This is a genomic window from Devosia crocina (assembly GCF_900116545.1).
Classification (GTDB): Bacteria; Pseudomonadota; Alphaproteobacteria; order Rhizobiales; family Devosiaceae; genus Devosia; species Devosia crocina.
On record NZ_FPCK01000001.1, the window covers coordinates 1 to 26,326 of the forward strand.

Here is a 26,326-nt window from a genome sequence, read left to right on the forward strand (position 1 = left end):
CCCGAACTCGACCGTCAAATCCCGCTGCGCCAATGGTACTAAGTCTCAAGACTTGGGAGAGTAGGGCACCGCAAGGTCTGCTAAAAACACAAAAGTCTCCTAACGATAACCAACACAAAAAAAAGCCCCCAGTCAGAAATGACCGGGGGCTTCTTGTGTTCGGCAGACGCAGAAGGCAGACGAGGACTGGGCGAGCTGCGCCGAAACACGGCAGCATGCTTCAAGACGCCAGCCAAGAACGAAGCGTGCGCTGGTTCGGAGCCGGATGGCTGAACTTGAGGCCAGGCCAATCTTCGCATCCAAATCAGCACGCCCACAAGCGTCAGGTGCATCTCTGGTGGCATCAGAGCAGGGACCTGGAAAGTGTCCCTCGATGCCGCTCCACGCGCTCATCGACCGTTTATTTGGTTTTTGTCTTTCCGCCTGATGTCGCAGGGCGGTCGAGACGGGTGAGGTTGTCTTGGGCAAGATCGTAGCCCAAAGAGGCGGCTTGTTCGTAGTAGCGGCGGGCCGTTGCGAGGTTCACCTCGACGCCCAGGCCGTTCTCGTAGATGTGGCCCATATTGTTGAGCCCGATCGGCTGGTTCTCGGCGGCAGCGAGTTCGGTCCAATGGAGCGCTTCGGCATAGTCGACCGAAACTCCGGTGCCGTCCATGTAGAGAAGACCAAGATTGACGGCGGCACGCATTTCCCCGCCTTCGGCCGCTTCGCGATAAAGTTCGCGGGCGCGGTCGAGATCGCGCTCGACGCCCCGGCCGTCTTCGTAGAGCAGCGCCAGGTTATGCTTGGCGAGCGCCATACCCTGGGCAGCGGCTAACTCGTAGAGTTCGGCGGCCCCGGCAGGGTCTGCCTCGAGCCCTTCGCCATTTTCCATCAGGAAGCCGAGATTGTTCTGGCCGTACATGTCGCCCTGATCGGCTGCGCGGCCATAGAGTTCGGCGGCGCGGGCGAGGTCGGGCGGCTGACCGAGTCCGTCCTGAAGCAGCTTGCCGAGGTTGACGAGGGCGGAAACGTCGTCCTGAGCGACGCCGCGCTCGAACCAGGCAGCGGCCGCCACATAGTCGCGTGGCACCCCAAGCCCTTCTTCATACATCAATCCCAGATTGGATTGGGCCATGGCCATGCCCTGTTCTGCGGCGGCGCGATACCAACGTGCCGCTTCGTCATAGTCCTGCGGCACCCCTTCGCCAAAATCGTAGGAGAGGCCAAGGCTGTTCTGGGCCAGCGCGAAACCGGCATCGGCGCCGCGGCGCAGGAGTTCGGCGCCCCGCTCCATATCGGTCGGTACGCCATCGCCCGTAATCAGCATGTCGCCAAAGATGGCGAGGGCGAGGACGTGACCGCCTTCGGCTGCCTCTTCGAACAGCGGTATGGCGCTGTCGTAATCGTCATTGGCGAAATGGGCCCGTGCAAGCCAGCCCTTGAGCTCGGGGGAGTCCGGGCTTTGCCTGAGAGCTGCGGTGCAGGCCTTGATCGCAGCGGCGGCGTCGAGATCCCAGGTGTCCTTGCCGGTTTGCAGGTAACCGGTTTCCCACTGGCTTGCCGCTTCTGCGGCGCAGGCATCGAAAGCGGGCGTGGCATAGGCGGGAACGGTGCACAGGGCCGTGGTCAAGACCAGCACAGCGCGGCGTGCGGTGCCGAAGAGTGTCGATTTCATCGCGAGCTACCAAAGGCTTGGGTGATTTAGGCACATGTTAGCCATGGATGGGGGTGTCGCAAGCGCGATGGAGCCAACAAATGCCGGGTTCAGGCGAAAACCTTCGCAAAAAAGTCGCGGAGCTGTGTTCGGACCGGTGCGAGAAAACGTCCCAACCGGCCCAGAGCCAGCATGGGAAAGGCGTGTTCGAGGCGTGGATAGTGGTGCTCCTCCACTGTCACACCGGCCGCTTTGAGCCGGGCGGCGAGGGCGGCCGTGTTGCGCGGATAAACGAGCCGGTCGCGGTCGCCGGTTGCAAGGAAAAAGGGCGGCGCGCTGGCTTGGACATGGACGACGGGTTGGGTTTTCCTTGGGTTCGGCACGGCGCCGAAGACGCGAAGGCTGATCGGTCCGTCGAAAGGAAAGAAGTCGAAAGGGCCGGACAGGACGGCAACGCCGCACAGGTTCTGGGCGAGCCCGGCCGCCAGGCGCAGATCCGGCACAAGGGCGAGCATTGCAGCGTTATAGGCTCCGGCGGAATGGCCGGCGAGCGCGACTTTGTGCCGGTCGCCGCGCCATGCTTCTGCGTTTTCGGTGACGAAGCGGGTGGCGGCGGCGCAATCCTCGAGAAATGCGGGATATTCGATGTCCGGGACGAGCCGGTAGGCCGGCAGAACGACGACATAGCCAAGGGCAGCCAGCGAGCGGCCGATGAAACCATAGCTTTCAGGGTCCCCTTCGGACCAGCTGCCGCCATGGAAATAAACGATGATCGGCAGGGGACTATCCTGCTGGCGGGGCGCATAGATATCGAGCCGATGGCGCGCGGTTGGGCCATAGCGAAGGCCGGACGCGATCTTGTGCGAGCCCTTGTGCTTGGGCGTGAGGCGATTGATCAGTCCGATCAGACTTACCGGCATGGTCTGCTCCTTGCCGCGAACCGGCCGATTGTCGCAATGCGTTGAAGATAGCTGAAAGAGGCAATATCAGATCGGCATGACCCGCCTTATCCTTTTCAACAAGCCGTTCAATGTGCTCAGCCAGTTTTCAGGGGGCGAGCCGGAGGCCACCTTGCGGTTCTATGTTCCGGTGCCCGAGGTTTACCCCGCAGGGCGACTCGATAAAGATAGCGAGGGCCTGCTGCTTTTGACCGATGACGGGGCCTTTCAGGCTAAAATTGCTTCGCCGCGCTTCAAGTTGCCCAAGACCTATCTGGTGCAGGTGGAGGGGGAGCCGAGCGAAGAGGCGTTGGCGCGTCTAAGGGCCGGCGTGTTGCTCAAGGACGGGGTGACGCGGCCCGCCAAGGTACGCCAGGTCAAGCCGCCGCAGCTTTGGCCGCGCGATCCGCCGGTGCGCTTTCGCAAGAGCGTGCCCGACCATTGGCTCTCGCTGGTGATCACCGAGGGGCGCAATCGCCAGGTGCGGCGCATGACGGCCGAAGTGGGATTGCCGACGCTGCGGCTCGTGCGCTGGCAGATCGGGGAGTGGAGCCTAGAGGGACTGGCGCCGGGAGAGTGGCGCGAGGTTGAGGTCAGCTCGCCCAAACGGGCACAACAAGGGCATGCTGGGGCTAATAGGTCGCCCGGCCGCCCGACAGGTCGAAGACCGAAGCGGTCGTAAAACTGTTTTCGCGGCTGACGAGCCAGGCCACCATGTTGGCGGCTTCCTCGACCTCTAGGAAACGCCCTCGCGGGATCCGGCTGAGCATATAGTCGATGAATTCGGGCTTGAGCTCGTCGAGGATGCGCGTCTTAGCCGTGGCTGGGGTGATGGCATTGATGGCGATGTCATATTTGGCAACTTCCTTGCCGACGGCCTTGGTCATGCCGATGACGCCTGCCTTGGCAGCGGCATAGGCGGCGGCATTGGGATTGCCTTCCTTGGCTGCAATCGAGGCGATGTTGACAATGCGCCCGTAATTACGCGCCTTCATGCCAGGGAGAACGGCGCGGTTCACATGAAAGGTGCCGGTAAGATCGATATCGATGACGCGGCGCCATTCGTCGAGGTCGTATTCGTCGAGCGGGGCGTTCTTGCCGGCGATGCCGGCGGAGTTGACGAGGATATCGATGCGGCCGAAGGATTTTTCCATTTCCGCCGTGGCGGCTTCGACCGCGAGGTAATCGGTGATGTCGACTGATGTGGCGGCGGCCGCCTTTGCATCCGCTCGGGCGCTGTCGAGGAGGTCGGTCCGCTGGTCCCACAGGCAGACAAGGGCGCCCGAAACGGCAAGGCGCCTGGCAATGGCAAGGCCAATCCCCTGAGCGCCGCCGGTGACAACGGCGACCTGGCCGGCAAGATCGATCTGGTTCAACGCGTCCTCCTTGCACCTTCCATACCAGCTTAACCGGCGGGTATGGGGTTGGCGAGGGGCATTGGGCATTGTGGGTGATGTTCTCCGCCCGGCCATTCCGTGGGAGGAGAACTGGTGCAGTGCACAAGATGTGTCCTGAGCGCGCTATTTTATGATGTTGACATTCAACTATGAGGAGCGTTTATTGCGGCTCGTTGAGAAGACCGAACGAACCTGTCGCCCATGCTTGTTTGCCAGTGCAATATGATCACCTCGAAAGAGATCGAGGATATCGTGCTGGACCTGCTCAAGGCGGATCCATGGCAGCTTGTCGTGCCGGCGAAGGTTTACAGCGAACTCAACAGACGTGCGAAATGCGCGGGCTGCGTGCCGAATGTGGTGGACATTATCGTCCAGGTCACAGAGAATTATCACGCCCAGCATGCCCATCCTCCTGGAGACGTTCTGACGTTCCAGACTGGGCTGGAAAAGCTCAAGAAGCAACGCAGTGGAGTACGTCGTGAAAGGCGAAGCACAAGTCATCGAGCGGCTTAACGAGGCCCTCTTTCTCGAACTCGGCGCCGTCAACCAGTATTGGGTGCATTATCGCCTGCTGGACGATTGGGGCTACAAAAAGCTCGCTTCCAAGGAACGTGCCGAATCCATCGAAGAGATGCATCATGCCGATCGCCTGATCGAGCGGATCATCTTCCTTGAAGGTCACCCGAATCTGCAGCGCGTTGCGCCGCTGCGAATCGGCCAGACGATCAAGGAAGTTCTGGAAGCCGACCTTGCCGGCGAATATGACGCCCGCGCGGCCTATAAAGCGAGCCGCGAGCTGTGCGAACAGCTGGGCGATTATGTCTCCAAGAACCTCTTCGAAGATCTGCTTGCCGACGAAGAAGGGCATATCGATTTCCTGGAAACCCAGCTCGAGCTGCTTGAGCGGATCGGGCCGGAAAAATACGGCCAGCTCAATTCCGCTTCGGCCGACGAGGCTGAATAAGCGCTTTGGAACGCCCGGCTCGACCGGGCGTTTTGCTGTCCGGAGCACAACGCAGATTTTTGCGTCCCTCGTCGTTAGGCGCGTTGCGGGGCGGAGCGACAAAGGGGGTGGCGAGGCCCCAATATCTATCTGCCACGCGCCATGGTTCGAGGCTGCGCTTGGCACCTCACCACAAGCTACTCGGAACGACGTTCATCATTCACAGGGTGCTGCTATGACCTACCACACCGGACGGCTGATCGATCATGTGCACCTGAGGGCGCACGATTTCGACAAGACGCTACGCTTCTACAAGGCGGTGCTGGAGGTGTTGGGCGTCGCCATCACCGCATCGGGTAAGGACTGGTTTCAGGCAGATGAGCTGTTTGTGGACCAGACATCCGGCGATGTGCTGCCCAGCCATGTCCACCTTGCCTTTCAGGCGCGGGATCAAGCCATGGTCGACGCGTTCTACCAAGCGGCGCTTGCTGCCGGCGGACGGGACAATGGGGCGCCCGGCGAGCGCGACTATCATCCGGGATATTATGGAGCCTTCGTGCTCGACCCGGACGGCAACAATATCGAAGCCGTGTTCCACGGGCCGAACAAGCGCTCGGCAGCATCGGTGGCGATCGAGCCCCTGCGGTAGACGTTTCAAGGCCCCCTCACCTGGCCCATTGGGCGGACCTCTCCGCAGAGGGAGAGGTGGGTGGCGCCGCCGGTGGGTGAGGAGCCTTGCTGGCCTCTATTCCTCGATGGGCTGGAACATGGCGTTGAGCTGAGAAACGATCTGGTCCATGGGGGCAATGGAATCGGGTAGGTCTTCAGGGGCGGAGGGGGCGACCGCGACATAGGGGATGCCGCTGGGGAAGGCGCCGAAGCGCTGAAAGAAACCGACCATGTCATCGAGCACGGGCATGCGCCAGCGCCAGAGTGCGCCCATGGCGATCACCGGCTCCATGTGGCCGAAACCTTCGTAATATTGGGTGGTGACCCAGACGCCCTGGGCGCGCAGGCGCTCGGCGAAATGATTGGTGTTCTGGACGCGCACGATGGGATCGGTGGTGCCGGTCGCCAGATACATGGGTGGGGCATCGGAGGTGATGAGATTGATCGGTTGCGTCCCTTCCGGGCTCGGAGCATAGCCGAAGGCTTCCTTCACCTCGCTATATTCGAAGGGGTAGAAATCGTAGGGACCCGATAGCGCGCCGACCGCCAGTATAGGCATGGTGACGCCGAACTGGCGCAGATAGGACGGGTCGAGCGAGAGCATGACCGCGTTATAGGCACCGGCCGAGTGCCCCGCGAGAAAGAGCCGGTTGGGATCGCCGCCATAATTGGCAATATTGTCCTGAACCCAGCGCAGCGCGGCCGCACTGTCGTAAAGGAAATCGGGGAAGCGCACTTCGGGCACGAGGCGATAATCGGCAATGACGGTGATGAAGCCGCGCGAGGCGAGGGCCCGGCCGACAAACTGATAATCGGAGCGTTCACCCCGGCTCCAGCCGCCACCATAGATAAAGAACACCACCGGAGCAGGCGCGCCGCGCTGCTCGGGACCATAGACGTCGAGCTTATGGCGCGGGCCGGTGGCATAGGGTATGCCGTCGCCGATCTTGCTCGTGCCGGCATCCATGGCGGCGGGCAGATTAAACGGGTCCATCACCGAAATGGCCTGGGCGCCAAGCGGCTGCAGGCCGAGCGCTATAATAAGGGCAGCAAGAAGCGGGCGGAAGCGGGTCATGGGGCGGGGTGCTGGTTAAGGGGCGCGCCGAAACTGGCGGATAAAGCGGGATATTTTATGGCCGGGAAATGGGCGAGGGCAGGCGCACTGTTGTCCAGCGCTTGCCTGCCCCCTGCTTAAGCCATCTGAGTCTGCGCGCTCAGGGTTAATGAAAGGTTACCGCTTGAGCCGGTCGAGCAGCTGGCCCGAAACGTGCCCATCGGCGGGCAGGCCGGCTTGGACCTGATAGGCCATGACGGCGGCGCGCGTTTTGGGACCGATGACGCCATCGGGTGTGCCAAGATCATAGCCGCGGCGGGAAAGCAGGGTTTGCACCTCGGTGCGCTGGGCAACGGTCAGGGCATAATCCCCCGAAGGCCAGGGCGTGACGAAGCTGCCGCCTCCGATGATGCGATCGGCCAGATGGCCTACCGCGAGGGCATAGCTGTCGGAATTGTTGTAGCGCTTGATCACATCGAAATTGGGCAGAAGAAGAAATGCGGGCCCTGAGGCACCTGCGGGCATATAGAGGCGCGCGGTATCGCTGGGGCGCGGAAAGGCCCGGCCTGAAACGCGGGTGATGCCCATCTGCTGCCACTGGCCGAGGCTGGCCTTTTCCATCTGGCGGGCGCGCGTGAAATCGAAATTGGCGGGCAGCTTGATTTCATAGCCCCAGGTCTCGCCGGGCCGCCAGCCGAAAGACTTGAGGTAATTGGCGGTCGAGCCCAAGGCGTCGGGCACCGAATTCCAGATGTCCTTCTTGCCATCGCCGGTGAAATCGACGGCATAGCTCATGAAGCTTGTGGGCATGAACTGGGTGTGGCCCATGGCGCCAGCCCAGGAGCCGGTCATCTGATCGGGCGTGATGTGACCATCGGTGATGATGCGCAGCGCGGTCAGCAATTCCTTGCGGAAGAAGCTGGCGCGATAGTTGTTCTGCGTGAGGGTGGCAAGGGCATGGATGGTGTTGTTGCCGCCCATATAGCCGCCGAAATTGGTTTCCATGCCCCAGATGGCGAGGGTGATTTCAGGCTGGACGCCGAAACGCTGCTGGGTGGCCGCCAGGGTCTGAGCCCATTGGGCGCGCATGGACTGGCCCTTGCTCGCCTGGGCCGCGGTTACGCGGCGGTCGATATATTGCTGCACCGTCTGGGTGAATTCGGGCTGCTTGCGCGTCAGCTCCATCACCTGCGAGATGGGCGCGTAATTGGCAAAGGATGCATCGAACGCAGCCCGGCTGACGCCATTGGCCTGGGCATCGGGCCAGAGGCCGCGAATGAAGTCGGCGTTGTTGGCCTGGGCCGCGGCCGGCACCATGGCCGCCACGACGCCGAGCGTGGCAATGGCCAGGCGCAGGGAGAGTTTGAGATCAAATGCCTTGGTCACTTCGGGCCTCTTTGCTTCAGCACTTCGCACCGAGCGGGCCGGCGCAATGCTGCCGACGCCACTCTGCGCCCTGAGCCCCCCAGCCAGGCGCGTATCACAATTTTAACCCATCAAATTAAGATGCCCTTAAGGCAGAAGGGCCGGCATTGCCGACCCTCCATCACGTTCCCGTCAGTCCGCGTTGGCGGGCTTGGGCAAGGCGTCCCCATCGGGGTGGAGGACGCGACCCGAGGCGCGCGCCTCGCCCCCTTGCACATAGGTGATGTGGGGGAAGGGGATTTCGATGCCACGCTCGGCGAAGATGACCTTGAGCAGCTCGTTATATTTGCGCCCGATGGCCCAGTGCTTGCCCGGCAAGGTCTTGATACGGGCGCGTACCGTAATCGAGGAGGCCTCGAAGGCGATGACCCCCTGCATGTCGAGGTCGTCGAGGATTTCGCTCTTGTGATCCGTTTCCATGAGCCGAGCGAACGCGTCGTGCATGGCCTGCTTCACTCCTTCGATATCGCTGTCATAGGCAACGCCGATTTCGGCAACGTGGAAGGAGAAGCCGCGCATCATGTTGGACACCTGATCGACCGACGAAAAGGGGATCAGATGCACGGTGCCCGAGAGGTCGCGAATGGTGACGGAGCGGATGGTGAGTTTTTCGACGACGCCCGAGCGGCCGGCTGCTTCGACCACGTCACCCTCGTTCATCACGTTCTCGAACTGGATGAAAATGCCGGTGATGATGTCCTGCACGAGCTTTTGCGCGCCAAAACCGATGGCAAGGCCAAGCACACCGGCACCGGCAAGAAGCGGAGCGATATTGACCCCGATCTGGGCGAGCGCCAGCATCAGGCCAAAAACCACGAGGGCGATGGTGAAGGCGTTCTTGAAGAGGTTGAGGAGCGTCTTTTCCCGCGCGGTGGGCACTTTGCCGCTTATCGTGTTGAGGCGGTATTCCACCCAGGACGCGACCACCACATGAAGGATGATGGCGCCAAGAACGATAAGGGCGGCCGAAAAGACTGAACCTGCAGCGGCGAGCCCTTCGTCCGAGCCGATCCAGCCAAGGAAGTCGAACAGGCGCCAGGCCTGACCGATGGCGATGACGACGCCGATGATGACAATCCAGCGCACGATCAGCATGACGCGCGGCACAAAGGCGCGTAGCCGGGTCTCAAGCAGGGGCAGGCGTTCCTTGACGTCGTGGGGCAGGCGAAGGCCGACGCTGACGAAGCGGCCGATAAAGGTGACGATCAGCCCCCCGATCACCACGGCGATGACCGACTGGACCGTTGCGCCGAGCATGAACGGCAGGGCGCCATTGGGATTGGTGAACCAGGCGATCAGGATGGCGAGGAGATAGGCGATGGCCAGGATATGCCAGGACTGGCCGATCGCCACGAGCACGCGCCCGAACCCATCGAACTTGCGGCGTCCGGCAAGATCAGTGAGCCATTTGCGCACGTCGTCGCGGTTTTGCAGCACAATGATGATGCCGATGATGATGGCGGTGGCCATGACCAGGACCTGCACGGCCGAGGCAGCGGCGCGGCCGACGGAACTCGTCAGAACCGGGGCGACGAACATGAAGGTATAGCCGAGCAGCGAAATGATGCGGGCAGCCCAGAAGGACCAATATGCCGCGTTTTCATCGGTGACCGGCAGAAGGCGCAGGCTGGCAAAGCGCGGCATGAGCACGACGCGGAACACCAGCTTGGTCATCTCGACGACCAGAAAGGCATTGAGCAGCAGGGACTGGTTGATGCCCATGTGCCCGCCAGCGGTGGTGCCGGTGTTGAGCGCCAGCACATAGCCCAGCGCCCAGGCGACAAGCACGCTTGCCGCATCGACAAGCGCTGCCAGGCACAAGCCGCTGAAGCGGGCGACAAGGCTTCGCCCCCCAAGCCGGCTTTCGATCCGCGCGATCAGGGGAATGGTGATGAGCCTGAGAATAAAGAAGCTGCCGAAAAGTCCCACGGCGACGATGGCGAGGCCCACCAGCACCGACTGCAGGATATCGTAGTCGGCATTGAGCGTGCCGGAGAACGCATCGCGGATATTGACGATCGCCCCGCCCAGGGCCTGAGCGGTCGAGGAGGCGCCTTCGGCGATGCTGCGGGTATACTCGGCCAATTGCCGGGCAATGCTGAGATCGGGCGGGGCTTCGGGTGCAGCTTCGGCGGGTGCTGCCTGTTGCAGGCGCTCGATCAGTGCGGCGCGGGCAGCATCGTCCTGCAGGATGCGCACGAGATCATCGATAGCCTGGCCTGAAGCGGGCTCCGCCGCCTCCGCTTCTGTTCCGCTGTCCAGCGTCAGACCGGGGACCTGAGCGAAAACCGGGGTTGCGGCGAAAAGGAGAAACAGGGCGAGGCGGAGGAGGAGCTGCATAGGAACCGGAATGGTCAAAGAAATTGGCCTCAGCATGGCGGTTGAAACGCCGAGGTCAAGTCTCGGAGCGGCCTGAAGTTTCCTTCGATAGCACATGGCAGCTATTCAGCGGCTCTTGTCGCACCCCTGGAAAAGGACGCTGCACCGGCCCGTGGCACGGCGCTAGAGCCCGCCCTTTTCCTTGCTGGAAGCGGCCTTTTCCGCTTGCAGTTTCTGCCGGTGGCGGGCTGCGAGTACGGCGGCGGAGGCAGCGGTGCGGTGGGCGGTGGAGAAGAATTCGCGATGGGCGAGAATAAGGATAGTTGCAACGCATGCCGCGACCGCCAGCCACTCGGATACGAACCAGGCAACGGTTGCGACGGAGAAATAGTAGGCGCGGATGCCGCTGTTGAAGTTCTGGGCGCCCAGCGCGTTCATGCGCGTGATCGCCTCGATCTCTTCTTCGGTTGTTACCCGGTCATGCTCAAGCGCGCCGAGCATGATGCAGTAGTGGTTGAACTGGCGCAGCGACAGGGTGAAGGCAAAGAATGCCAGAACGAACATGATCAGCATGATCATGAGGTGGATCTGCACATCGGCAATGGTGAAGGCGCTCTCCGGCGCAAGCGTCTTGAGCGTGTCCATCAGCGTTGGCAATTGGCCGAAGACAGCAAAGACCGCCAGCACCAGCAGCACGGAAGTCGAGGCCAGAAAGCTCACCGAACCCATGATGTTGCCCGACAGGATGGCATCGAAGGGGCTTTCGCGCAGCGTGGCATTGGTGACCCAGCGCCGCCGCTGCATGTTCATGATGCTCGATAGGGAGGGACGCCGCCGCTCCACCCAGGGCACGATGAAGTTATAGGCATAATAGGCCAGGAGCGGAAAAAGCGAGGTGAAGAGCGTTGTCGTCACGTCAGTGTTCTTGGCGTTGCGGTGGAGCGAGCATAGCGGATTTGAGGCCGGGTGCTGATGGGCTCAGATCGGGCGGGGATGGCGGCGGTGGATTGCCTCGATCTCCCCCAGAACTTCGGGGGCAAGCACCAGATCCTTGGCGGCGATGTCGATCGCCAATTGCTCGGTGCTGGTCGCGCCGATGATGGTTGCGGTCATGAAGGGACGCGAGCGGCAAAAGGCGATGGCCATCTGCGCGGGATCAAGGCCATGACGTGCGGCAAGCGCCAGATATTCGGCTGTCGCTGCTTCGGCAAAGGGGGTGAGGCGCCAAAAGCCCTTCTGGTAGTCCTTGCGGCTACCCCGAGGGGTTGCCCCGTTCTGGTATTTGCCGGTCAAGAGGCCTGCGGCCAGAGGCGAATAGGCAAGGAGCCCGACATCTTCGTGATGGCTGAGTTCGGCCAGGTCATGATCGAAGAGCCGGCGGAGGAGACTATATTCGTTTTGCACCGTGGCAAGGCGCGGCAGGCCGCGGGCATCGGCAATGCGCAACCATTGGGCGATGCCCCAAGTGGTCTCGTTGGAAACGCCGATGGCGCGGATCTTGCCGGCCTGGACGAGCTCGCCCAGAACCTCGAGCATTTCGGCAATGTTGTCGAGGACATCGGCGGTATCCTGCTGGGCGGGAGCATAGTCCCAGTAATTGCTGAAATGGTAGTGGCCGCGGCTGGCCCAATGGATCTGATAGAGATCGATATAGTCGGTCTGCAGGCGCCGCAGGCTCAACTCCAGCGCTTCGCGGATCGAGGGACCATCGGCGCGCCTGCCATTGCGAAGGAAAGCACTGCCGCCGCCGCCGATCTTGCTGGCAAGCACCCACTTGTCGCGATCCTTGTTGGCGGCGAACCAGTTGCCGATGATCTCTTCGGTGCGGCCGCTGGTTTCGGGACTGCCCGGCACGGCATAGAGTTCGGCCGTGTCCATGAAATTGATGCCGGCATCGCGCGCCATGGCGATCTGGGCATGGCCTTCGGCCTCGGTATTCTGGCTGCCCCAGGTCATGGTGCCAAGGCAAAGATCGGTGACTTCGATGCCCAGTCTGCCCAGCGGCTTGATGTCCATGGAGCTACTCCCGATTAGTGATCGTCTGCTGGGGCGAAACTAGGTGGAGGCGGGGGCTCGGGAAAGGCCCGTGCAGGATGAGGCGGTTCGCTGCGCCGAGTTTTCCACATGCCATGGGGCGCCGGACGCACCCGGAAACCGGGGATCTGTCAAAAAACCGTCACTTGATCCGATTTGGGGGTTGAGCTGCACCGAGCTTCCCCCTATATAGCCCTCACACCGCGCCAAGGCGCCGTGTTTGACGCGGGATGGAGCAGCCCGGTAGCTCGTCAGGCTCATAACCTGAAGGTCGCAGGTTCAAATCCTGCTCCCGCAACCAAATCAAAGAAAGCGTCCGCAAGGGCGCTTTTTTTGTGTCTTTGATCCGAGGGCTCTCAATCGTCTTGAAATTGGGGCAGGTGCCCAATCTTGGCTGATGCTGCCCTTCGATTGCCTTCGGCGCCACTGTGGTTCAGACGGTTCCTGCCCTTTCCGGTGTCCGCGGGTTTGATGCATCAATCAGTGGAGAAAACACCTCGGGAGCTGCCAATTCGGCTGCCGTGAGGGTGCGACGGAGCGAACCCCCTTGCCTTTTGCCGGCACGAAGCGGATGCATGCTTGCACCCAAAGAGCGAAAGGGATCGTGTGCTCAGGTTCGTCTCGATAGCAACGCTTGTTGCAGCCTTCGCTCTGTCTGCGGTTGCAAGCTACATCGCCTGCTATGTGGCCCTGGTGGGGCTTGCCATTCTTCTCGTGCCGGGCGGTGGCTGGCGGCATGCTCTCCGGCCGGGAGGACGGGAGTTGCTTCTGGCCCTTTTGTGCGTGAGCCTTGCCGCTGTGTTGGCGGGGCCGCTCGAGCCGCGCAATTGGCTGGGACCGGCAGTCTTGCTTGTGCCGCTTCTCGCGCTCGGTTTTCCCGAGCTTGCGCGCCATGCGCCGCGCCTTGCCGCGCCGCAGGCCATCGCGGGAATGGCGCTTTTTGGTACGGCGCTTGGTTTGGCGGTGGGCGTTTACGATATTCTCGTCAGCCAGGCGGATCGGGCCGGGGTTTTCAACAATCCCATCCATTTCAGCGGGCTCATGGTGATCCTTGGCTTTATCTGCCTTGTGGGGTTCGAAACGGTCGCGGGGCGCTGGCGGCATGTGTTTCTGGCCGGACCCGTTCTGGGGGTCGGGGGGGTCTTGCTGTCGGGATCGCGCGGGCCTTTCCTTGCAGCTCTGGCGCTCGCGGTTCTTTTTGCGCCGGCCATTCTTTACTGGCATCGCCGCGATCGCTGGCTCTGGAGCAGTCTTGCCGTCTTGCTGGTGGGGCTTGGGGCCGTGCTGACGATCTCGCCGCTCGGGCCGCGCGCAGCAGGGGTGCTGGCCGAACTGGCCGCCGGTTTCGGCGCAGGCAATCTGACCGCGCTCGATGAGGGCCGATCGCAAATGCTTGGGGGCGCGGTGCAGGCGTTCGGCCAGTCTCCCCTTTGGGGATATGGCTGGGCCGGGATGATGCCGGCGGCGGAAGCTTTTTACCCGGCCGACAGCATTTTTCGTGGTTTCGATCATCTTCATGCCGATCTTGCCAATTTCGCCGTCTTAGGCGGGGTTCTGGGGCTTGCCGCCTATGGGGCGCTGCTCCTTGCGCCCATTCTGGCCATGCTGGCGGTCAAGGGAGCCAATCGCCGGCTCGCTTTCGTGGTGGGTGGCACGGCCTCGCTGGGTTATCTGGTTTTGGGGCTCACCAATTCCATGTTTGGCCTCCTGCCCCAGACTGTGCTTTATGCAGCATTGATGGGTTGGCTGTTTCTTCTGGCTGATCGCGATGAGCCGAAACGGGCTTGACGCCGGCCCAATCCGTGCAAGCGACGAGGACCTGAACCGATGCTGCAAAATCGCGCGGGTGCGAGTGGCCTCGAAGCCGTGATCGGGCAGGGGGCGCGGCGGCGCACCCACCACTATATCTCCCTGATCCGCGCCGCCGTGCCGGGCACGTTGAGTGCGGCAGGTCTCGCATTTGCCATCTATTGCCTCGTGATGATGGGCGCGGGGCGCGGGGATTGGCACAATATCGTGCCGGTCGCCATCGCCATGGCCGCCGTTCCAATCGTGGCGGTGAGCCTCCTGATTGTTGCCGAGCGGCGCAGCCATCCGTTTACGTTGGCTGTTATGGTGACGGTCTTTGCCACGTCGCTGATCGTATCGCTCCTTGCGGCAACGCGCATTCCCTTGAGCTATCAGGGCATAGCGCTGACCATGCCGCTGACCCTTCTGGGCGTGACGATCGCCAATATCGCCATGGCGCGGTCGTTGACGCGGCGGGTGGGGCTGCTCGAGTTCGATGGCGCGGTAGCGGTGCTGGACAAGCTCAAGGGGCGCGTGCCGCTTGTGACCGCCGACACGATCGGGCCCGATATCAGGCGGGTGCTGATTGACCCGCACTATCACCATGGCCCGGAATGGGGCCCGGTGCTGACACGGCTCTATCTGCGCGGGCTCGATATCGAGAGTTGGCCGAGCTATGTCGAGGGGTTTACCGGCCGGGTGGACATCGACAGTTTCGATCTGGCCGATGTCTCCTATTCGCCCAGCCAGATTCTTTACTATCGCGCCAAGCGGGCGATCGACATTGCCGGGGTCGTCGTACTCGCCGTTCCGGCACTCCTCGTCGGAGGGCTGCTCTGGCTCTATATCCGCGCCATCGATGGCGGGCCGGTGCTGTTTATTCAGGATCGGCGCGGCTATGGCGGCGGCACGTTCCGGCTTTACAAGTTCCGCACCATGGTCAAGAACGCGAGCACGGCATCGACGGCCAGCAATGACGCGCGCATTCTGCCCGGATGCAACATCGTGCGGCAATTGCGGCTCGACGAATTGCCGCAACTGGTCAATATCCTCAAGGGCGAAATGAGCTTCATCGGGCCGCGCCCGGTTTCGGTTGCGATCGCGGAAAGCCTTGAGGCGCGGATCGCCCAATATCCGAACCGCTCGATCCTCCTGCCGGGGCTGACCGGCTGGGCCCAGGTCTCGCATGGCTATGCCGAAACCGAGGACGAAGAGATCGCCAAACTCTCCTACGACCTTTTTTATCTCAAGCACGTCTCGCTCGATCTCGACGTGATCATCGCGGTGCGGACGATAAAAACCTTGCTCTTTCGTAGCGGTGCCCGCTAAAGCCAGAGCCGCGCTTGCGGGGAGGAGTTTTCGGCAGGTTCTGCAACAACATGCTGGACAGAATATCTGCCCCTTGCTTTGTTAGCTGCACGTGATGCCCCGTTTGGGGGGAACGCATCGCCGAGGCGCATACAGAGGCGCCTTTTGGGAGGACATCTATGAAGAGACGTGAATTTTTCAAGCAGGCTTCGGTTGCCACGATTGGCGCCGCTGCCGCAACGACGCTGGCTGCACCCGCCATTGCGCAGGGCAATATCACCTGGCGCATGGTCACCACCTGGCCCAAAAATTTCCCGGGCCTCGGCGTCGGCGCGCAGACGCTTGCCGATCGCATCACCAAGGCCTCGGGTGGCCGTCTGACCGTGCAGGTTTTCGCTGCCGGCGAAATGGTGCCTGGCCTGCAGGCGCTCGACGCCGTGATCGACGGTTCGGCCGAAATGAGCCATGGCACGCCATACTATTGGCAGAACAAGAGCCAGGCGCTGTCGTTCTTCACCGGCGTGCCCTTCGGCATGACCAATCGCGAGCTGACCGCATGGGTGCGCTATCTCGGCGGGCAGGAAATCTGGGACAAGGTCTATGACCAGTTCGGCGTCCAGGGTTTCCTGTCGGGCGATACCGGCACGCAGGCTGGCGGCTGGTTCCGCAACGAACTGACCGGCGTTTCCGACATCCAGGGCCTGCGCTTCCGCACGCCGGGTCTGGGTGGTCAGGTCTGGGCAAAGCTGGGTGCTTCGGTGACCAACCTTGCCGCCGGCGAAATCTTTGCCGCCCTGCAGTCGGGCACGCTCGATGCCGCAGAATTCGTCGGTCCCTATAACGACCTCGCCCTCGGCTTCTATCAGATTGCCAAGAACTACTATTTCCCTAGCTTCGTGGAGCCGGGTCTTGCGACCGAACTGGTGGTGGACAAGGCAAAGTTCCAGGAACTGCCAGAAGACCTGCAGGAAATCGTCCGCATCGCTGCCCAATCGGCCTATGACCAGGTGTCCTCGGACATGTATGCCAACGATCCGCGGGCGCTCAATGCGCTGGTCGAGGAGCATGGCGTGCAGGTGCGCCAGTTCCCGGAGGAAATCGTGGAAGCCGGCGCCAAGGCTTCGATGGAACTGATCGCCGAAATCCGCGAAGGCGGGGATGCCTTGACCAAGGAAACAGCAGAAAGCTTCGTTTCCGCCTTCAACCTTCTGCGCGCCAGAACGCGCGATACCGACATGGCCTATCTGGCAGCTCGCGAGAAGTATATCACCTTCGACTGAGCGGATCTTCGATCCAAAAGGAAAGCCCGGGCATTGCCCGGGCTTTTTGCTTTTCGTGCTTCTCCCAGTGCCGTCATCGCCCGGCTCGTCCAGGTAATCCATCTCACCTTAGCATGGACCACCCGGACAAGCCGGGTGGTGACGGTGGGGTAGGGTCGGCGACGCCTCTAGTACAAAAGGCCCGGCAGCCAGGTGATAAGCTGGGGGAAGAAGAACAGCGTGATCACTGCGATGATCTGCAGGATCACGAAGGGGATGACTCCCTTGTAGATCATGCCGGTCGAAATGCGGGCGGGCGCCACACCGCGCAGATAGAAAAGCGCAAAGCCGAAAGGCGGGGTGAGGAAGCTCGTCTGCAGATTGACGCCCACCATGACGCCGAGCCAGATCGGATCGACATCGAGCGCCAGCAGCACGGGTGCGGTGATGGGGATGACGATGAAGATGATCTCGAAGGTATCGAGGATGAAGCCCAGGAGGAACATCACGAACATCACGATGATGATCGCACCGACCGCCCCGCCCGGCATGGAGGAGAGGAATTCGTGCACCAGATTATCGCCACCCATCATGCGGAAGACGATCGAGAAGACCGCGGCGCCGAAGAGGATGATGAACACCATGGAGGTGATGGTGGCGGTGGAGATCACCGCCTGGCGCAGGATGCCGAAGGTGAGCTTGCCGCGCAGCAGCGACAGCAGCAATGCGCCGACCGAACCCACCGAAGCGGCCTCGGTGGGCGTCGCGACACCGGCGAGAATAGAGCCCAGAACGGCAACGATCAGCAGCAGCGGCGGGATCAGCGCGACGACCACTTCGCGCCACAGATTGCGCTTTTCGCTTTCCGGCACGGGGGTGGCCGGGGCCGATTGCGGATCGGTGAAGGCCTTGAAGATCACATAGGCAGCGTAGATGCCGACAAGGAGCAGGCCGGGAATGATGGCGCCGGCGAACAGCGCGCCCACCGAAACAGGCTCGGGCGCGAAATTGCCCTTTTCCATCTGCACCTGAGCATTGATGCCCGAGAGCATGTCGCCCATGAAGATCAGCACGGTCGAGGGCGGGATGATCTGTCCCAGAGTGCCGGAGGCGCAGATGACGCCGGTGGCCAATTTTGGGTCGTAGCCGGCGCGCAGCATGGCGGGCAGGGAGATCAGGCCCATGGTGACGACCGTGGCGCCGACAACGCCGGTCGAAGCGGCAAGCAGGGCGCCGACGACGATCACCGAAAGCGCAAGCCCGCCGCGCAGATTGCCGAAGAGCTTGCCCATGGTAAGCAGCAATTGCTCGGCAATGCCGGAGCGCTCGAGCATCACGCCCATGAACACAAAGAGTGGTACGGCGACCAGCACTTCATTGGTCATGAGGCCAATATAGCGGCCGGCGAGCGAACCATAGTTGGACGCGTCATAGACACCCAGCCACCAGCCGACCAGGCCAAAGAGAATGGCGGTGCCGGCAAGCGAGAAGGCTACGGGAAAGCCCAGCATGAGGACGCCGATGACGCCCACGAACATGAGGCCGGCGAGGATCTCGCCAATAAGGACGGGATCCATCAGTGCACTTCCCTTTCGTCGTCTTGTCTGTAGCGCAGGTCAGGGGGCAGGAGGTCTTGCTGGCCGCCCAACACGAGAATGGCGCGCAACGCCATGGCAATGCCCTGAAGGCCAACCACCACGGCGAAGACGATGATAAAGCTCTTGAGCACAAAGAGGCCCGGCATGCCGCCAATATTGGAGGAGCCTTCATAATAGCCCCAGGACCGTGCGACGGCCGGGTAGCAATAGTGCAGCACGACATACATGAAGGGGAGCAGGAACACGACGACGCCGAAGAGGTCGGCCATGGCTTTGCGGCGGATCGAGGCCGGGCGATAGAAGATATCGACGCGGACGTGGTCATCGCGCAGAAGAGCGAAACCGGCGACACCGGTAAACATGGCGCCAGCGACCCAGACGTAAAGGTCCTGAACCCAGAGGGTCGAGGTGTTGAAGAAATAACGCTGCACCACGACAGTGAAGCAGACGAGAACGCAAGCCAGAGCCAACCAGCTCAAAACCTGTCCGATAAGCCAATTGATGGCACTTATGCCCCGGATGAGCACGGCGAGCCCTTGCACCGCGATTCCTCCCCTTGATCCCAGATGCTTGCGTCCCTTTGACATGCGGGCGCAATTGCCAGCGATTGAACATCATACGGGTATAAGGTCAACTCGATTGCTTGGGGCTCAGGTGAAAAACGCCACGGAATCTGGTGTCTTTTGCCGCTTTGATGCTAAGGAGCCACCCCAGACGAGCCGGGGAGTGAACGATGTTCGTGGTTGGTGGCGAGAGCCTGATTGATCTGGTGCCACTTTCGGCAGCTGCCGGGGCCGAGCGCCAGGCCTTACCGGGCGGCTCGCCCTTCAATTGCGCGATTGCGCTGGCAAAGCTTGGAAATTCGACAGGGTTTTTGTGTCCGATCAGCCAGGATGAGCACGGCAATCTCTTGCTGGCGCCGCTCGCGGCCGCCGGGGTGGAGGTGTTGCTCAAGGAGCGCGTTGCCGCTCCGACCACCAAGGCGATCGTCAGCTTCAACGACAAGATGCAGGCAAGCTATGTGTTCGAGCGGGGCGCCGACCGGGCGTTCACGCGCGAGGGTCTGCTGGAGGCGCTCCCGCCCGCGGTAACGCTCTACCAGATCGGGGGCTTTGCGCCCATTCTTGCCAAGGACGCAGAAAAGTGGCTGCCCGTGGTCAAGGCGGCTATCGGGCGAGGCGCCACGATCTCGTTCGACATCAATGTGCGCGACAAGCTGGTGGACGACGAGGAAGGCTATCGCAGCCGCCTGTCCGATTTTCTCGATCTAGCCCATATCATCAAGCTTTCCGAAGAAGATCACGAATGGCTCGAGCCTGGCGTCAGCATCGAGGAGCACGCCGGCTGGCTGCTTGATCGGCCCAATTGCGAGCTTGTGGTGGTGACGCTGGGCGAGAAGGGATCGCGCGCCTTTACCCCCGCCGCGACCGCCAATGCCGGCATCTATATGCCGCCCGTCTTCGGGGACACGGTGGGCGCCGGCGACAGTTTGATGGCGGGTATCCTGACGGCTTTGGGCGAGACCGGTGCGCTCAAGGCAGGGCAACTCGGTCAGCTCGACCAGGCGGGGCTCGAGCGAACCCTTCGCTTCGGCGCGGTGGTGGCCGGGCTCAACTGCGCGCACAAGGGCTGCAATCCGCCAACGCGCACCGAAGTGGACGCCGTGCTCGCAAGCAGTTGAGCGGACTATGAGTTGCGCCGGCCCGCCGGCTCTGGTCAGATCGCGGCGCGTCACTGGGGGGACAACATGAAAAAGCGTTGGCTTGCTGCAGGTGTGGTCGCCGTACTCGGGGTGGGCGTTGCTGCCTATATGCTCAAGCCTGTTTCCGGACCAGCGCGTGACCTGACGCTTGTTGGCGATGCCGAGCGCGGCAACTATGTTCTCAGGCTCGGCGGATGCGTGGCCTGCCATACCAATGCGGCTGCCGGCGGGGCGGAACTGGCAGGGGGCGTGGGGCTCGAAACCCAGTTCGGCACGTTCGTGCCGCCCAATATCACCGCCGACCCGGAGGCGGGCATCGGCGCATGGACCGTTGAGCAGTTTTCGGCGGCGATGAGCGACGGCATGGGGCCTCAAGGGCACCTATACCCGGCCTTTCCTTACGAAAATTACACGCTGATGAGCGACAAGGATGTGGTCGATCTTTACGCCGCGCTGATGGCGAGCGAGCCAGTGTCCACGCCGTCCGCCCAAAGCGAAATTCCGTTCCCGTTCAATATGCGCCTGCTGATGGCGGGGTGGAAAAATCTCTTCTTCTCGCCGGGCCGTTTCGTGCCCGAGGAGGGAAGGGACGAGGTCTACAATCGGGGCAAATACCTCGCCATGGGCCCGGCGCACTGCGTCGCCTGCCACACACCGCGCAACGCCCTTGGCGCGCTCGAATGGGACAAGGCATTCACCGGTTCGCCCGGCGGCACCGGCGGACGTGCGCCAGCGCTGACGCGGGAGGCGTTGGTGGCGGAGGGCTATGATGTGGAAACGCTGGCGCAGACGCTGAAAGACGGTTTCACGCCGGGCTTCGATGTCCTGGGTGGGCCGATGGGCGAGGTGATCGCGGATTCGACCGCGCATTGGACGGACGAGGATCTCACCGCGGTCTCGGCATATCTTCTGGCTGAATAGATCAGCCGGAAAGCAGATCGGGCGTTATGTCCCGCGCCGCGTGGAGCCACGCGGGCAACTTCAATCGCATCGTCAGAGATGATGCCGCTCTTGATGCCTTGATGATAAAATCGGAGACTGGTGGTAGCAAGGCAGGTGGGGGAACAAGAAAGGCGGGCTCTGTGGCCCGCCTTCCCGCAGACGATCGCTGCTCAGGCGCTATAGGCGCGAACGTTTTGCCGCTGTTCGCCGAGTCCTTCGATACCCAGATGCATGACATTGCCGGGCTTGAGCCAGACCGGCTCGGGCTTGATGCCCATGCCGACACCAGGAGGCGTGCCGGTGGTGATGATATCGCCCGGCTGCAGGCTCATGAACTGGCTGACATAGGAAACAACCTTTTCGACGCCGAAGATCATCGTCTTGGTGGAGCCATCCTGGTAGCGCTTGCCGTCGACTTCCAGCCACATGGAGAGGTTCTGCGGATCGGGAACTTCATCCTTGGTGACGAGCCAGGGACCGATAGGGCCGAAGGTGTCAGCGCCCTTGCCCTTGTCCCAGGTGCCGCCGCGCTCGGTCTGGAAATGGCGTTCGGACACATCGTTGCAGACGCAGTAGCCGGCCACGTGATCGAGGGCTTCGGCTTCCTCGACATAGCGGGCTTCCTTGCCGATGACGATGGCGAGTTCGACTTCCCAATCGGGCTTGAGCGCGTTCTTGGGGATGATCACGTCGTCATTGGGGCCGATGATGGCGCTCGTGGCCTTCATGAAGATGATCGGCTCTTCGGGGATTGGCGCACCGGTTTCGGCGGCATGATCGGCATAGTTGAGGCCGATGCAGATGAATTTGCCGACATCGGCCACACACGGGCCGATCCGCTCGGAGGCTTCGAGCTTGGGCAGAAGATCGATGTCGGTCGAGGCGATGCGGGCAAGCCCTTCGGGCAGGAGCGTTGTGCCCCCGATATCGGGGACGACGCCCGAGAGATCGCGAATGGTGCCATCCTTGGCCAGGATGGCGGGTTTTTCCGAGCCCTTGGGGCCAACGCGGAGCAGTTTCATGAAACGAATTCCTCTTGTGTGCGGCAGCCTTGGGGGGCTGGGTGATGTCGGCGGGGCTCAGGCCTTGGGGCGGATGACGCCCTTTTTCAGAATGACATTGCCGTAAAGGCGCGCCTCGCCGCTCTGGATGACTGCTGCCGCCTTGCTGGCGCGATCATAGAAAGCGAAGCGCTCGATTGCCGACAGACCCATGTCTGGTTCGTGACGGCGGATGATTTCTTCGAACGTGTCGAAGATCGGCGGGCGGGCTGCAGCATCGCCGACGACCTGCATGGCGATGGCGGCCTCATCGACGAAGTCGTCGAGCGGCATCAGCGTCAGCACGGCGTCGAGCATGTCGGTGGCCGCAATACCATCGGCGCGGTGCACATTGGGGCCCAGAAACTCGGCGGGAAAATTGGCGTCGGCAATGACGATTTCATCGCCATGACCCATGGCCCGAAGGGTTGCGAGGAGTTCGGGGCCGAGCAGGGGCGGGATCAGTTTGAGCATTGTGTCTCCGAAAAAATCAGCCGAAAGGGAAATAGTCGTCATCGAGCACCGTCTCGGCGCCGTCTGCGAAAATGCCTGGATTGTCTTGGGCAAAGGCGAAGAGTTCGACCATGACCGCATCGATATGGGCGCGGATGGCAGCGATCGCCTGGGGCGCGTTGCTGTCCACGATGCCATCGAGAATGGCCTGATGCTCGGCAATGGTCAGCGCCAGGCGCCGGGGTGTGATGATCATGCGGCGGGCGCGGTCGAGATTGGCTCGCGCCTTGTCGATGATGGCCTTGACCTTGGTCATGCGCATGGTGCGGAAGATGATGTCGTGAAAGGCAACATCGATCTGGTGAAAGGTTTCCGCATCGTCGCGCGCGGCAGCCTCACGCTGTTCGGCCATATTGGCGTGAAGCGCGTCGATCACCTCGCTGTCATGCTTGCCGATCAAGACGCGTAGCGCCTCGCTCTCAAGACCCTTGCGGATGAGCATATATTCGCGAACATCGGCAATGCGCACCAGCGACACGGTGGAGCCACGCTGGGGCGCGATATCGACCAGTCCCTCTTCGGCAAGGCGCGCGAAGGCTTCGCTCACGGGAAAGCGGGAGACCTCGAACTGGGCGCAGATCGCCGACTTGTCGAGCGTGGCGCCGGGCTCGAGCGCCAAGGTCACGATCGCCTGACGCAAAGCCTGGGTCACCTCGGCGGTCACATTGCCGCGCGCGAGGCCCGGTGGCCGCGTCAAAAAAGAATAGGAACTGTTACCGTTGTTCATGCTAACATGTTAGTTAGTGTGCCGCCGTCCCGCAATGGTCAAATCTGACTGGCAGGGGAGAAGGCGTAAAGCACGAGTTGAGATTCATACCCGCGGAACCTATCCCATGTCCGAGACCATGACCCGCCCGCAAGGCAAGACCCTGACGCTCAATAGCGCCGACAATATCGCTGTGGCGCTGGCCAATCTCGATGTGGGCACGCAAACAGCGCAAGGCGTTGCCATTGTGCGCCGCGTGCCGCGGGGCCATAAGTTTTCCACCCGGCCGATCGCTGCGGGCGAGGCCATTGTCAAGTTCGGCCAGATCATCGGCTTTGCCAAGGAAGGTATCCCTGCCGGTGATTGGGTGCACGAGCACAATTGCGGTATGGGCGGGCCCGATGGCTCGCTCGAGCATGATTATGCCTTCGCCCAGGGTGTCGTGCCGGTCGAGTTCCTGACCGCGGACAGGCAGGCGACGTTTCAAGGCTATCGCCGCGCCAATGGCAAGGTGGGCACGCGCAACTATATCGGCATTCTCACCTCGGTGAACTGCTCGGCCACGGTGGCCAAGTTCATGGCGCAGGCCATCAACAATTCCGGTGTGCTCGACGACTATCCCGAGATCGACGGGATCATTCCCTTTGTCCATGGCACCGGTTGCGCCATGGACAATCAGGGCGAGGGCTACCAGATCCTGCGTCGCACGCAGTGGGGTTACACAGCCAATCCCAATCTTGGCGCTGCTTTGCTGGTGGGCCTTGGCTGCGAGGTGTTCCAGATCGAGCGCATGAAGCAGTCCTATGGCATGGTTGAAACCGATACGTTCCGTACCATGACCATCCAGGAGATCGGCGGCACTGCCAAGATGATCGAATGGGGCGTAGAGAAGATCAAGGAGATGCTGCCGATCGCGGCGCGCGCCCGGCGCGAGACGATCCCGGCCTCGGAACTGACGCTGGCGCTGCAATGCGGTGGCTCGGACGGCTATTCCGGGATCACCGCCAACCCGGCCCTGGGTGTTGCGGTCGATACGCTCGTGCGCCATGGCGGCACGGCCATTCTGTCGGAAACGCCGGAGATCTATGGCGCCGAGCATCTGCTGACCCGGCGCGCCGTCAACCGCGAGGTGGGCGAGAAACTGCTCGAGCGCATCAAGTGGTGGGAAGACTATACCCATCGCAATGGCGGTGAGATGAACAACAATCCCTCCCCAGGCAACAAGGCCGGCGGCCTGACCACCATTCTCGAGAAGTCGCTGGGAGCGGCGGCCAAGGGCGGCACCTCGCCGCTGACGGCCGTTTATGAATATGCCGAACCGGTCACCGAAAAGGGCTTCGTGTTCATGGATACGCCGGGCTTTGATCCGGTTTCGGCCACGGGGCAGGTTGCGGGTGGGGCCAATATCCTCGCCTTTACCACCGGCCGCGGCTCCGCCTATGGCTGCAAGCCGGTGCCTTCGATCAAGCTAGCGACCAATTCCGAGCTTTATGGGCGAATGACCGACGACATGGACGTTAATTGCGGCGATATCGTCGATGGAGTCTCGATCGAGGACAAGGGCCAGGAGATCTTCGATCTTCTGCTGCGCGTGGCTTCGGGCGAAGAAACCAAGTCCGAAAAGCTCGGCTATGGCGATAATGAATTCGTGCCGTGGCAGGTCGGGGCGGTGATGTGAGGTTTTTGGACCTGCAGGAAGCCTCCTGACCTGAGATGTGAGGAAGGCACCCTCACCCTCTCGCCAAAGAGGCGAGGGGATCAGAGCGAGCGTGGGGACCGATGCGAGGGCATTGGCCGGTCTCCTCGCTCGCAGGAAGAGAGTAGACTAGCCAGAAGTTCTTATCTCTCACCCTGATTGGCGGTGTCGGCATTGGGGTCGATGCCGACGCCGAAGGCATCGACGCGCCCGATGGGGGCAGCCATCAATTGTTCGAGCGAGAAGCCGCCCGATGGGCTGCCGGTTTGTGGCGCCGAGATCAGAAGGTCCGTGGCGCGCTGGGGCGCACGGCTGATCGGAACGACGGCGCCTGCCACTTCGAGAAGGCGCGTCTGCCCCTGACCCTGATAGGGTGGGCGCAGCATGCCGGCGGCATCGGTGCCTTGTAGCGGGTCGACTACCGCGATGGTGACGCTGCCGCCCCGGTAGAAGGTGCGGAGGGACTGGTTGATGAAGAAAGCGAGCTTGTCGGCGCCTGCGGCCGAGAAATGAATGCCGTCATCCTTGCGCATGCGCGCGTTCTGGCCGTTCACATCGGGGCCTTGCGCGGTGTATTTGCCGTCTTCGCCAAGGTAACGATCGTAGATATCGAGAAATTCGGCGCCGCCGGAAAATGCCGCCATTTTGTGAAGAGCGCTGATCTGGCTCATGGCGGTGGAATATTCCGAGCGGGACATGGGAGGCAGGCCCACCCAGATCACGGGCTTGCGCGCCGCGCGAAGCTGGCCGAGAAATTCGTTGAGGCGGTTCTGATATTCAGCCGTCCAGCCGGGGGTGAGCGAGTCGTATTTTCCGCTTGGGGCGGAGATCTCCTGGCGATCATTGATGCCGATGACGACAACGGCGAGATCGAAGCTGTCGGCCGCGATCTGTTCGGCGACCGCCGCGTTCCAGTCGAAATAATCGTCCCGTACAAAGCCTGACGAGCCCACGCCCTGGTCGATCACCACCAGGTTGGGATCTTCGGCATAAAAGCGATCAAGCGCCTTGGCGACATCGACCGCAAGGGAATCGCCGAAAACCGCCAGCCGGGTCGCATCCTCTGCCTTGGTGATCTGCGGCTTGGGCGGGGGCAGGGCGACGGGCGCTGCAGCCGGTGCGGTCTGGCGGGGCCTCGGTTGCTGCTGGCGCGGCTGCTGAACCGGGGGTTGCGCGCGTTGTGGCTCATCGCCGAAGAGCACATCGAACAGGGTGCGGCGGCGTGTTTCCTGAGCCAGTTCGATACGCTGCTCCGCCTGCGCGAAGGCAGGCGTCAGGTCGAGCCCGACAAGGAGAACGATTATCAAGAAAGCGAGTGTGCGCTGCATCTGGTTTTCCGCTATTCCCATCCGCTTTAGC

Annotated in this window: 24 protein-coding genes and 1 tRNA gene; 11 read left to right on the top strand and 14 right to left on the bottom strand. The window is 62.0% G+C overall.

Going from position 1 to position 26,326, the window contains the following annotated elements:
• Positions 1-400 precede the first annotated feature (400 nt).
• Both BM364_RS00005 and BM364_RS00010 read right to left on the bottom strand, forming a co-directional pair.
• On the bottom strand, positions 401-1,657 hold the full coding sequence (locus BM364_RS00005; protein WP_092419196.1) for an SEL1-like repeat protein: 1,257 nt from the start codon (positions 1,655-1,657) through the stop codon (positions 401-403).
• An 89-nt stretch (positions 1,658-1,746) separates the two neighbouring features.
• Positions 1,747-2,556, bottom strand: a complete 810-nt coding sequence (locus BM364_RS00010; RefSeq protein WP_092419199.1) for an alpha/beta hydrolase — start codon at positions 2,554-2,556, stop codon at positions 1,747-1,749.
• 76 nt (positions 2,557-2,632) lie between these two features.
• Between BM364_RS00010 and BM364_RS00015 the strand changes: the two genes are divergently transcribed.
• Entirely contained in the window at positions 2,633-3,256 is a 624-nt protein-coding gene (locus BM364_RS00015) for a pseudouridine synthase (protein WP_092419202.1), read from the top strand.
• Here the strand turns inward: BM364_RS00015 and BM364_RS00020 are convergent.
• Positions 3,207-3,950, bottom strand: a complete 744-nt coding sequence (locus tag BM364_RS00020; RefSeq protein WP_092419205.1) for an SDR family NAD(P)-dependent oxidoreductase — start codon at positions 3,948-3,950, stop codon at positions 3,207-3,209. The genes BM364_RS00015 and BM364_RS00020 overlap by 50 nt on opposite strands.
• Before the next feature lie 243 nt (positions 3,951-4,193).
• Here BM364_RS00020 and BM364_RS00025 point away from each other — a divergent pair, with 243 nt between their 5' ends.
• The 3 genes from BM364_RS00025 (at position 4,194) to BM364_RS00035 (ending at position 5,563) form a co-directional block, all read left to right on the top strand.
• Positions 4,194-4,484, top strand: a complete 291-nt coding sequence (locus tag BM364_RS00025) for a (2Fe-2S)-binding protein (RefSeq protein WP_244542718.1) — start codon at positions 4,194-4,196, stop codon at positions 4,482-4,484.
• Complete coding sequence (gene bfr / locus BM364_RS00030) at positions 4,450-4,935, top strand: bacterioferritin (protein WP_092419211.1); 486 nt, start codon at positions 4,450-4,452, stop codon at positions 4,933-4,935. Before BM364_RS00025 ends, bfr begins: the two co-directional genes overlap by 35 nt.
• Positions 4,936-5,149: 214 nt before the next feature.
• On the top strand, positions 5,150-5,563 hold the full coding sequence (locus BM364_RS00035; protein ID WP_092419215.1) for a VOC family protein: 414 nt from the start codon (positions 5,150-5,152) through the stop codon (positions 5,561-5,563).
• Between the two features lie 96 nt (positions 5,564-5,659).
• Here the strand turns inward: BM364_RS00035 and BM364_RS00040 are convergent, their stop codons facing one another.
• The 5 genes from BM364_RS00040 to BM364_RS00060 all read right to left on the bottom strand — a co-directional run bounded on the left by BM364_RS00040 (position 5,660) and on the right by BM364_RS00060 (position 12,397).
• Positions 5,660-6,658 (bottom strand): alpha/beta hydrolase, encoded by a 999-nt coding sequence (locus BM364_RS00040; RefSeq protein ID WP_244542719.1) that lies wholly within the window; start codon positions 6,656-6,658, stop codon positions 5,660-5,662.
• A gap of 156 nt (positions 6,659-6,814) precedes the next feature.
• Complete coding sequence (locus tag BM364_RS00045) at positions 6,815-8,023, bottom strand: lytic murein transglycosylase (RefSeq protein ID WP_244542720.1); 1,209 nt, start codon at positions 8,021-8,023, stop codon at positions 6,815-6,817.
• A gap of 171 nt (positions 8,024-8,194) precedes the next feature.
• A complete protein-coding gene (locus BM364_RS00050; RefSeq protein WP_175528395.1) occupies positions 8,195-10,420 on the bottom strand; it encodes a mechanosensitive ion channel domain-containing protein in 2,226 nt (741 codons plus the stop codon).
• A 144-nt stretch (positions 10,421-10,564) separates the two neighbouring features.
• Positions 10,565-11,296, bottom strand: coding sequence for a DUF599 domain-containing protein (locus BM364_RS00055; protein WP_092419221.1), 732 nt, complete (start codon positions 11,294-11,296; stop codon positions 10,565-10,567).
• A gap of 63 nt (positions 11,297-11,359) precedes the next feature.
• The gene (locus tag BM364_RS00060) at positions 11,360-12,397 is read right to left on the bottom strand and encodes an aldo/keto reductase (protein WP_092419224.1); all 1,038 of its coding nucleotides are present in this window, start codon (positions 12,395-12,397) and stop codon (positions 11,360-11,362) included.
• Between the two features lie 242 nt (positions 12,398-12,639).
• Between BM364_RS00060 and BM364_RS00065 the strand changes: the two genes are divergently transcribed.
• From BM364_RS00065 to BM364_RS00080, 4 genes are all read left to right on the top strand, one after another.
• Positions 12,640-12,716 (top strand) — tRNA-Met (locus BM364_RS00065).
• A 305-nt stretch (positions 12,717-13,021) separates the two neighbouring features.
• Positions 13,022-14,203, top strand: a complete 1,182-nt coding sequence (locus BM364_RS00070) for an O-antigen ligase family protein (RefSeq protein ID WP_210186365.1) — start codon at positions 13,022-13,024, stop codon at positions 14,201-14,203.
• Positions 14,204-14,242: 39 nt separating this feature from the next.
• Positions 14,243-15,532 carry a sugar transferase gene (locus tag BM364_RS00075; RefSeq protein WP_092419230.1) on the top strand — a complete coding sequence of 430 codons (1,290 nt, stop codon included), beginning with the start codon at positions 14,243-14,245 and terminating at the stop codon, positions 15,530-15,532.
• Positions 15,533-15,690: 158 nt separating this feature from the next.
• On the top strand, positions 15,691-16,791 hold the full coding sequence (locus BM364_RS00080) for a TRAP transporter substrate-binding protein (protein WP_092419232.1): 1,101 nt from the start codon (positions 15,691-15,693) through the stop codon (positions 16,789-16,791).
• Between the two features lie 167 nt (positions 16,792-16,958).
• Here BM364_RS00080 and BM364_RS00085 read toward each other — a convergent pair whose 3' ends face one another.
• Positions 16,959-18,347 (bottom strand): TRAP transporter large permease, encoded by a 1,389-nt coding sequence (locus BM364_RS00085; RefSeq protein ID WP_092419235.1) that lies wholly within the window; start codon positions 18,345-18,347, stop codon positions 16,959-16,961.
• Positions 18,347-18,955, bottom strand: coding sequence for a TRAP transporter small permease subunit (locus BM364_RS00090; RefSeq protein ID WP_244542721.1), 609 nt, complete (start codon positions 18,953-18,955; stop codon positions 18,347-18,349). The genes BM364_RS00085 and BM364_RS00090 overlap by 1 nt, the downstream gene beginning before the upstream one ends.
• A 146-nt stretch (positions 18,956-19,101) precedes the next feature.
• On the opposite strand from BM364_RS00090, the gene BM364_RS00095 reads away from it, so the two are divergent.
• Both BM364_RS00095 and BM364_RS00100 read left to right on the top strand, forming a co-directional pair.
• A complete protein-coding gene (locus BM364_RS00095; RefSeq protein WP_092419238.1) occupies positions 19,102-20,049 on the top strand; it encodes a carbohydrate kinase family protein in 948 nt (315 codons plus the stop codon).
• Between the two features lie 66 nt (positions 20,050-20,115).
• Positions 20,116-20,991 (top strand): c-type cytochrome, encoded by an 876-nt coding sequence (locus BM364_RS00100; RefSeq protein ID WP_092419241.1) that lies wholly within the window; start codon positions 20,116-20,118, stop codon positions 20,989-20,991.
• 191 nt (positions 20,992-21,182) lie between these two features.
• On the opposite strand, the gene BM364_RS00105 is transcribed toward BM364_RS00100, so the two are convergent.
• Genes BM364_RS00105 through BM364_RS00115 form a run of 3 tightly spaced genes read right to left on the bottom strand, consistent with a single transcriptional unit; the run spans position 21,183 to position 23,292 of the window.
• Positions 21,183-22,034, bottom strand: a complete 852-nt coding sequence (locus BM364_RS00105; protein ID WP_092419244.1) for a fumarylacetoacetate hydrolase family protein — start codon at positions 22,032-22,034, stop codon at positions 21,183-21,185.
• Between the two features lie 57 nt (positions 22,035-22,091).
• Complete coding sequence (locus BM364_RS00110) at positions 22,092-22,526, bottom strand: RbsD/FucU family protein (protein WP_092419247.1); 435 nt, start codon at positions 22,524-22,526, stop codon at positions 22,092-22,094.
• A gap of 16 nt (positions 22,527-22,542) precedes the next feature.
• Positions 22,543-23,292: a GntR family transcriptional regulator gene (locus tag BM364_RS00115; protein WP_092419249.1), complete on the bottom strand. Its 750-nt coding sequence runs from the start codon at positions 23,290-23,292 to the stop codon at positions 22,543-22,545.
• A gap of 106 nt (positions 23,293-23,398) precedes the next feature.
• On the opposite strand from BM364_RS00115, the gene BM364_RS00120 reads away from it, so the two are divergent.
• Positions 23,399-24,949: a UxaA family hydrolase gene (locus BM364_RS00120; RefSeq protein ID WP_425284858.1), complete on the top strand. Its 1,551-nt coding sequence runs from the start codon at positions 23,399-23,401 to the stop codon at positions 24,947-24,949.
• A gap of 161 nt (positions 24,950-25,110) precedes the next feature.
• Here BM364_RS00120 and BM364_RS00125 read toward each other — a convergent pair whose 3' ends face one another.
• On the bottom strand, positions 25,111-26,295 hold the full coding sequence (locus tag BM364_RS00125) for an SGNH/GDSL hydrolase family protein (protein WP_175528396.1): 1,185 nt from the start codon (positions 26,293-26,295) through the stop codon (positions 25,111-25,113).
• Between the last annotated feature and the right edge of the window lie 31 nt (positions 26,296-26,326).

Bases quoted from the DNA above. Each gene is read 5' to 3' on its own strand.
- BM364_RS00005 (WP_092419196.1), bottom strand. From the start codon at position 1,657: ATGAAATCGACACTCTTCGGCACCGCACGCCGCGCTGTGCTGGTCTTG.
- BM364_RS00010 (WP_092419199.1), bottom strand. From the start codon at position 2,556: ATGCCGGTAAGTCTGATCGGACTGATCAATCGCCTCACGCCCAAGCAC.
- BM364_RS00015 (WP_092419202.1), top strand. From the start codon at position 2,633: ATGACCCGCCTTATCCTTTTCAACAAGCCGTTCAATGTGCTCAGCCAG.
- BM364_RS00025 (WP_244542718.1), top strand. From the start codon at position 4,194: ATGATCACCTCGAAAGAGATCGAGGATATCGTGCTGGACCTGCTCAAG.
- BM364_RS00035 (WP_092419215.1), top strand. From the start codon at position 5,150: ATGACCTACCACACCGGACGGCTGATCGATCATGTGCACCTGAGGGCG.
- BM364_RS00040 (WP_244542719.1), bottom strand. From the start codon at position 6,658: ATGACCCGCTTCCGCCCGCTTCTTGCTGCCCTTATTATAGCGCTCGGC.
- BM364_RS00060 (WP_092419224.1), bottom strand. From the start codon at position 12,397: ATGGACATCAAGCCGCTGGGCAGACTGGGCATCGAAGTCACCGATCTT.
- BM364_RS00075 (WP_092419230.1), top strand. From the start codon at position 14,243: ATGCTGCAAAATCGCGCGGGTGCGAGTGGCCTCGAAGCCGTGATCGGG.
- BM364_RS00080 (WP_092419232.1), top strand. From the start codon at position 15,691: ATGAAGAGACGTGAATTTTTCAAGCAGGCTTCGGTTGCCACGATTGGC.
- BM364_RS00085 (WP_092419235.1), bottom strand. From the start codon at position 18,347: ATGGATCCCGTCCTTATTGGCGAGATCCTCGCCGGCCTCATGTTCGTG.
- BM364_RS00090 (WP_244542721.1), bottom strand. From the start codon at position 18,955: ATGTCAAAGGGACGCAAGCATCTGGGATCAAGGGGAGGAATCGCGGTG.
- BM364_RS00095 (WP_092419238.1), top strand. From the start codon at position 19,102: ATGTTCGTGGTTGGTGGCGAGAGCCTGATTGATCTGGTGCCACTTTCG.
- BM364_RS00100 (WP_092419241.1), top strand. From the start codon at position 20,116: ATGAAAAAGCGTTGGCTTGCTGCAGGTGTGGTCGCCGTACTCGGGGTG.
- BM364_RS00105 (WP_092419244.1), bottom strand. From the start codon at position 22,034: ATGAAACTGCTCCGCGTTGGCCCCAAGGGCTCGGAAAAACCCGCCATC.
- BM364_RS00110 (WP_092419247.1), bottom strand. From the start codon at position 22,526: ATGCTCAAACTGATCCCGCCCCTGCTCGGCCCCGAACTCCTCGCAACC.
- BM364_RS00115 (WP_092419249.1), bottom strand. From the start codon at position 23,292: ATGAACAACGGTAACAGTTCCTATTCTTTTTTGACGCGGCCACCGGGC.
- BM364_RS00120 (WP_425284858.1), top strand. From the start codon at position 23,399: ATGTCCGAGACCATGACCCGCCCGCAAGGCAAGACCCTGACGCTCAAT.
- BM364_RS00125 (WP_175528396.1), bottom strand. From the start codon at position 26,295: ATGCAGCGCACACTCGCTTTCTTGATAATCGTTCTCCTTGTCGGGCTC.